This window comes from Chryseobacterium sp. VD8, from assembly GCF_037149975.1.
Taxonomy (GTDB): Bacteria; Bacteroidota; Bacteroidia; order Flavobacteriales; family Weeksellaceae; genus Chryseobacterium; species Chryseobacterium indicum.
This window is the reverse complement of record NZ_JBBCQL010000252.1, coordinates 1-6242: the sequence shown is the minus strand read 5'-3', so window position 1 is coordinate 6242 and position 6242 is coordinate 1. Positions and strand designations below refer to the sequence as shown.

The following is a 6242-nucleotide window of genomic DNA, read 5'->3' as shown; positions in this document are numbered from 1 at the left end:
TTAATAACATCTATTGATGACGTAGCCATACAACATCATTCTTTTTTCTCTTATACATAATCTAAAGAAGGAACTATGATATCTTTATAAACTTTTCTTGTAAAAATATCTATCAAATCTACTACTATACAAGTAATAAAATGCGTTTTTTCCTGATCTTTTATAATATAGCCTTCTTTCATTTAGTATTGTTTTAATTTTTGCTCAAAGTCGTGAAACTTTGCGCAGCGCGGCTTGGGAGTACAGCACGGATTTGAAATCCGCGCTATCGAAGTCTATTTTCCAGAAGATTTTCAATAAGCTGTAACAGCCACGACTTTATTTGACAGTTAAACTTTTACATAGTACAGAGGTTTTCCCAGCTTATCTTCAAGATGCCTTATATAATCATCCTCTGTTAATCCAATGTTGTATTTCTCCCAAGGAGCTGTTAAAGTTTCGTTTTTTTTAAGATATGTGTTTATCAATTCCAATATTGACTTCCTGTTCAATGCTTCTCCCATATAGTTTGTTAACCTTTCAGATTCTTCATGGTTACTAATCGTATTGTATAACATCAATAACTGATGTTTAAAGTTGTTTTCTCCAAACAGAATAATCGAATTTTCCAGTGTGGTATTTAACCAATGTGGAAAATGAAAAACAGGAGTATACACTTTGTAGGGTTCTCCCCATTCGAATTTCTTTTCTTCAATCTTGCATTGGGGTACTGTGCTGTCGTCTATATAATCCATATTATTTCTGCTCTCAAAAAGTATTTGTATTTAAGAATAGATTTCAAGCGGCTTCAGGGTGATTTTATCGATATCAACAGATTCTATCTTTTCTAAGTGGATTAAAAATTCCATCCAGCTAAGGATATGCTCTTCTTTAAGCGAATAAACATTTAATTTCCAGATTCCCGCTGGTATTTCTATCAATGGTAATTCATATTTAAAGTATTCTTCTTTTGTTTTATCTCTGTTCCCGTTTAAAATGTTTTTAAGGGGTAATGAACTGTCGATATGGGCTTCTAAATCACCGTTATGATGATGGCACATTTGGGTAAAATCTGCATGAGAAACAGCGCGGATTTGATCTCCGGGTTCTATCTTTAAGTAGTTGTAAGAATCGTGAAATTCCCATCTATTGCTGTCTATTTCATCTTTGTTAAAAGTAAAATCGACCTGTTCTACTGCTTCATCAGTAGTAATAATGTGGATGATTCCCTGTTTTAATAATTCTGATAATCCATCGGGATAATCGTAATTGAATTCTTTATCCGAATAATAGTTTTTACACTTGGTTATATTGGCAAAAATGAGTACGCCTTCTGTATTTAATCCTTCGAGAATCATGGTTTATTGTTTAAAAATTATAAGTTGAGCTTTAAACCGGAATTTATTATTCTGAATTTCTACGGAGCAAAGTTTTATCTCCTGAGCAAATTAAGTATAATTATGATATTTCGCAAACTTGTTTTTTTACAGAGAAGCGGTATTCGCAATAAGCCCGGCGTTCCGTAGGAACGCTATCTCTAGAACATTGTCGCATTAAAGATACCCATCCTACGGATTGATTGCCGGATTATTTTTATTTCTACACAGATTCTGCTCCTAAAGGAGCAGTCTTTTTATTCTTTTAAACCATTTAATCATTAAAAAGGTTTATCTGTGTAGACACCATATTCGCAATAAGCTCGGCGTTCCGTAGGAACGCTATCTTTAGAACATTGCCGCATTAAAGATACCAATCCTACGGATTGATTGCCTGATTTATTTTTATTTCTACACAGATTCTGCTCCTAAAGGAGCAGTCTTTTTATTCTTTTAAACCATTTAATCAGTAGAAAGGTTTATCTGTGTAGACACTATATTCGCAAGGCGTTCGTTCCGTAGGAACGCTATCTTTAGAACATTGCCACATTAAAGATACCAATCCTACGGATTGATTGCCGGATTTATTTTTATTTCTACACAGATTCTGCTCCTAAAGGAGCAGTCCTTTTATTCTTTTAAACCATTTAATCATTAGAAAGGTTTATCTGTCTCTAAATTCCTGCGGAACGCCGGATAATTCTGCCAGATCTATTTCTAAGCGGGTAGTTCCCTCATCTGCTTCAGCTCCTGCGGTGAATGCTCCATATACTTTATTTAAAACGAGCCTTGCAATTCCGTCAGTAACCGCAATGATGGGGTTGTCATTGTTAAAAGTGGGGTGTAAATGGAATTTAACAAACCCGGTAAGTGGATTTGCCGGATTTGTACTGCATACTTCAAGGGTTACTTTATATAAGGAAGGATTTTCTGAAGGTTCTATTTTTGCAGTGATTTTTCTTTCATTAGATTCGGATTTTCCGCCCCATTTTGATTTCTGAGGATCATCCGGATCATTGGCAGCAATATTGTTTACTTCTGCTTTTACTTCATCAAATTTTTCAGATATTGTTTTTCCGCCGCCTAAATCGGTCATTTTTTGCTGTGTATCATTAATGACTTCAGCCATTGCATTGACTTTTTTATCTAAATCGTCTTCCACTTTTTTTACCATACCAATAAAATGAAGTCTTGTCCACAGATAAACGGATAAAAAGCCAATAATAAGAAAATACAATATTGCGGCGATGGCTATTTTTTCACCGGACTCTTTGTTCTGAAATATTATCGAAAAATATTTTCCCACCCGCGCTAAAAATTCAGGAATATTATTCAGTTGAGTTAAGCCCACTCCGACAATAATCTTTGTAAGCCAGTCACTGATCTGAACAAGATTATCATTTTGCGTAACTGAAGGTTTTCTGTCATGATTATTTGTATCTGAGTTTAAAATTTTTGGTACTCCAAATAAAAATCCTGAAAGTCCCCCAATTCCAAAACTGGCTCCTCCAATAAAGATGCATGCTCCCGTAAGTTCTAGATAAGTCATCATTCCTCCTTTCATATTTAAAGTGTTTAAGCCGATAAGAAAGCAGATTACTATTCCGACAATAATGGAAAAGAGTAAGAAATCCCAAATGCTTTTAAGATCTCTGTTTTTTTTCTGGCATGATTATAAATTTTCTTATACGAAATTCTTACATATTCCAGAATTAATCCATTACTATTTTGTGTGATTTTTTGCCGGAATCTTCGGATTACTTTTTCATTAGGCTTCATTTAAAATTCAATCTCTAAAATAAATTGAAATTCAATGAATTGAAATCCTAAAGATTTGTTTGGTATGCTTATTTTTCGTATATTTGTTAACTTATTAAAAGAAATCTCTGTCTTTACTTTCTGTGATCGTTTAGAATATTTTATTTACTTCCGTTTCAATTTATGCCTTTTCATAGGCATTCACATTAATAAAAGTACTCAGAAACCCTTTAATAACAGGTTCGGAATTTGGTGGACAGAATCATTGAGAAGGGGAAGATCCCTGATTTTTCCGAAGCTTAAAATAACTGTAAAATAAAAATTCAATAAAATATATGGCAGATTCTTTCTCTAAAAAAGAAAATTTCAAGAAAAAACAGCAAAAACTAAAAGAAAAAGCATTGCGCCGTGAAGAGCGTAAGGAAAACAATGATAAAGGGAAAAGCCTGAACGAAATGTTCATGTATGTAGATGCGAACGGACAACTTACTTCTACGCCACCGGATCAGGCTGAAAGAGAGGAAATTGATATCAACAATATTCAGTTGGGAGCAGCTCCTATTGAGGCTGAAGAAACTGTAAAAACAGGAATTGTAACTTTTTTAAGCGAAAAAGGATACGGTTTCATTACGGAAGATAAGACTAAAGAAAATATTTTCTTCCACAACAACAACTGCATCGACCAGATTAAGAAAGGAAATAAAGTTTCTTTCGAAAAGGAAAAATCTCCGAAAGGTTTTTCTGCTATGGAGATCAGATTGGTAAAATAAATATCAGACAATACATAAAATAAAGCTTCAGAAATGAAGCTTTATTTGTTTTTATAGAGTTCCTCGCGGATCTGAACTAAGATTTTTGTGGTTTTTTCCAGATCCGGAACATCGGGTAGAGTAGAAGCTGCATGATATTTTTCAATGGAAGCAATAATGTCTTCGGCTTTTTTCATGACCTGTTCGTAAGACCAGTTTCCGGCTTTGATGTCTAGCAATTCTTCCCGGTTGTCGACACGGATATTGAGGGAATTGTTTTTAAATATCTGTTCGCACGACTGTAATAAACGGATGGTGTGCATCATATTTTTGCTGTCATAGTTCTGTCCGTGGTTCTGGTTAACGTTGTAACGGTCTTCATTGCGTTCGGAAACCCACTTCCAGTATTCGCGGTAATCTTTGCAGTAGGTGGAATAGGCGTCGAGGTTGCAGAAAAGGTAGGCAAGGGGATGTTGTCCTTTGGGAACGGAGGAAACAGAGACCTGATTGGCTTCCAGATTCTGAATGATTCCTTTGTATCTGAAATCGCCGGACTGATCGTAAAACAGGGCAAACATTCCTTTGGTATTGTCGATGCTTACCAAGCCGCATTTTTCCTGTTGTAAACCATTCTGATTTTCGGCGGAAGAGAATTCCCGTAACCATTTTTTCAATGGAACGGAACCCTTATCCTGCAAAATGTAGCAGAAATCGAGAATGGATTTCTTTTCTTTATCCATTGGATTGAGAATCTTTTTGTTGAGTCCTTTTGCTTTTTTGATTTGGGAAACGGCGTATCCTGCAAATGTATCTTTACATAATTTGGAAAGAAAATCTTCAGGTTTCAACAAATCCATCAACGGATTTTTATATTGAATACAATCTTCCGGACTGGCGATAATTTCGAGGATATTGGGATTGTTTTTCTGTAACAGTTCGATGAGTCTCCCGATTTCGTAATAGGTAATGTCGTTGGTTTCATTGGAAATCTGCGGAATATAATTTAACCCGAAAAAGTCTTCTTTCGGTAAATAATATACGCCGCGAATATCTGTATCGGAATTTTCTGTTGCGAGTCCGAAAGAGCGGCTTCCGGAGATGGCTTCGAAAAGGATAAGGTTTTTGTTTTTAAGGTCCTGGATGGTCATTATTTTGTATAGCCGTAAAATTGTTCTTTTTCTTTAATAAAAGTCATGATTTCTGTTATTGTATTTTCTATTTCTGGAGGTATTTTTAATTCTAAATTTTCTTCATTAGGATTGGTAATAAGTAAAACAACATAATACAATACTGCGTATTTTTCCTGTAGTATTTTTCCTATTTCTGGATCTTTAAAAAGCTTAAGAACCAGATTTTTTTGTTGATGAATAAGTAGATCGATTAAAAAGCCGTCTAAATTTTCCAGATTATCTTTTACAATAGAAAATACTCTTTTTTCTACATTTTTAAAAATGCCATTCCAGATTTCTGCAATAATTAAGTTTTGAGGATTTTCATTGTTTTGTATCAATAATTCCAATACTCTTTCTTTATTTTTGTTTTGATTGTAATATAGCGATGCCAGATTTAATAAAGCGTTATTGATTCCTTTTTCAATTGCTAACAAATAATATTTTTCGGCTTCTTGGTAGTTGTTTTGATCTACATATAGATTAGCCAAATTATTTAAAGACTTAATATTTCCTTTATCAATTGCTAACAAGTAATATTTTTCGGCTTCTTGGTAATTTTTTTGGTCGTAATATAAATTAGGCAGATTAAACAAAGCATTATAGTTTCCTTTTTCAATTGCTAACAAATAATATTTTTCGGCTTCTTGGTAATTTTTTTGGTCTTTATATACATTTGCCAAATTAAATAAAGCGTCATTATCTCCTTTATCAATTGCTAACAAGTAATATTTTTCGGCTTCTTGATAATTTTTTTGGTCGTAATATAAATTAGCCAGATTAAACAAAGCATTATAGTTTCCTTTTTCAATTGCTAGCAAAAAATATTTTTCGGCTTCTTGGTAATTGTTTTGATCTTTATATACATTTGCCAAATTATTTAAAGCATTAATATCTCCTTTATCAATTGCTAACAAGTAATATTTTTCGGCTTCTTGGTAATTGTTTTGATCTTTATATACATTTGCCAAATTATTTAAAGCATTAATATCTCCTTTATCAATTGCTAACAAGTAATATTTTTCGGCTTCTTGGTAATTTTTTTGGTCGTAATATAAATTAGCCAAATTAAATAAAGCGTCATTATCTCCTTTATCAATTGCTAACAAGTAATATTTTTCGGCTTCTTGGTAATTTTTTTGGTCGTAATATAAATTAGCCAAATTAAATAAAGCGTCATTATCTCCTTTATCAATTGCTAACAAGTAATA

7 protein-coding genes are annotated in these 6242 nt (G+C 33.3%); 1 reads left to right on the top strand and 6 read right to left on the bottom strand.

Features of this window, described 5'->3' with window-relative positions:
• Window positions 1-50 precede the first annotated feature (50 nt).
• The 4 genes from WFK35_RS19545 to WFK35_RS19530 all read right to left on the bottom strand — a co-directional run bounded on the left by WFK35_RS19545 (window position 51) and on the right by WFK35_RS19530 (window position 2919).
• Window positions 51-182: a hypothetical protein gene (locus tag WFK35_RS19545; RefSeq protein ID WP_336734047.1), complete on the bottom strand. Its 132-nt coding sequence runs from the start codon at window positions 180-182 to the stop codon at window positions 51-53.
• A 147-nt stretch (window positions 183-329) separates the two neighbouring features.
• Window positions 330-734: a hypothetical protein gene (locus WFK35_RS19540; RefSeq protein WP_336734045.1), complete on the bottom strand. Its 405-nt coding sequence runs from the start codon at window positions 732-734 to the stop codon at window positions 330-332.
• A 30-nt stretch (window positions 735-764) separates the two neighbouring features.
• Complete coding sequence (locus tag WFK35_RS19535) at window positions 765-1337, bottom strand: hypothetical protein (protein ID WP_336734043.1); 573 nt, start codon at window positions 1335-1337, stop codon at window positions 765-767.
• Between the two features lie 682 nt (window positions 1338-2019).
• Complete coding sequence (locus WFK35_RS19530) at window positions 2020-2919, bottom strand: pYEATS domain-containing protein (protein ID WP_336734041.1); 900 nt, start codon at window positions 2917-2919, stop codon at window positions 2020-2022.
• 529 nt (window positions 2920-3448) lie between these two features.
• Here WFK35_RS19530 and WFK35_RS19525 point away from each other — a divergent pair.
• Window positions 3449-3883, top strand: a complete 435-nt coding sequence (locus tag WFK35_RS19525) for a cold shock domain-containing protein (protein WP_336734039.1) — start codon at window positions 3449-3451, stop codon at window positions 3881-3883.
• 41 nt (window positions 3884-3924) lie between these two features.
• Here WFK35_RS19525 and WFK35_RS19520 read toward each other — a convergent pair whose 3' ends face one another.
• Both WFK35_RS19520 and WFK35_RS19515 read right to left on the bottom strand, forming a co-directional pair.
• Window positions 3925-5010: a nucleotidyltransferase domain-containing protein gene (locus tag WFK35_RS19520; protein ID WP_336734037.1), complete on the bottom strand. Its 1086-nt coding sequence runs from the start codon at window positions 5008-5010 to the stop codon at window positions 3925-3927.
• Window positions 5010-6242: tetratricopeptide repeat protein (locus WFK35_RS19515; RefSeq protein WP_336734035.1), on the bottom strand; the 1233-nt coding region annotated here is incomplete at its 5' end. The genes WFK35_RS19515 and WFK35_RS19520, both read right to left, overlap by 1 nt.

What these genes read in the sequence shown, in the direction of transcription:
- WFK35_RS19545 (WP_336734047.1), bottom strand. Translation starts at nt 182, where the DNA reads ATGAAAGAAGGCTATATTATAAAAGATCAGGAAAAAACGCATTTTATT.
- WFK35_RS19540 (WP_336734045.1), bottom strand. Translation starts at nt 734, where the DNA reads ATGGATTATATAGACGACAGCACAGTACCCCAATGCAAGATTGAAGAA.
- WFK35_RS19535 (WP_336734043.1), bottom strand. Translation starts at nt 1,337, where the DNA reads ATGATTCTCGAAGGATTAAATACAGAAGGCGTACTCATTTTTGCCAAT.
- WFK35_RS19530 (WP_336734041.1), bottom strand. Translation starts at nt 2,919, where the DNA reads ATGAAAGGAGGAATGATGACTTATCTAGAACTTACGGGAGCATGCATC.
- WFK35_RS19525 (WP_336734039.1), top strand. Translation starts at nt 3,449, where the DNA reads ATGGCAGATTCTTTCTCTAAAAAAGAAAATTTCAAGAAAAAACAGCAA.
- WFK35_RS19520 (WP_336734037.1), bottom strand. Translation starts at nt 5,010, where the DNA reads ATGACCATCCAGGACCTTAAAAACAAAAACCTTATCCTTTTCGAAGCC.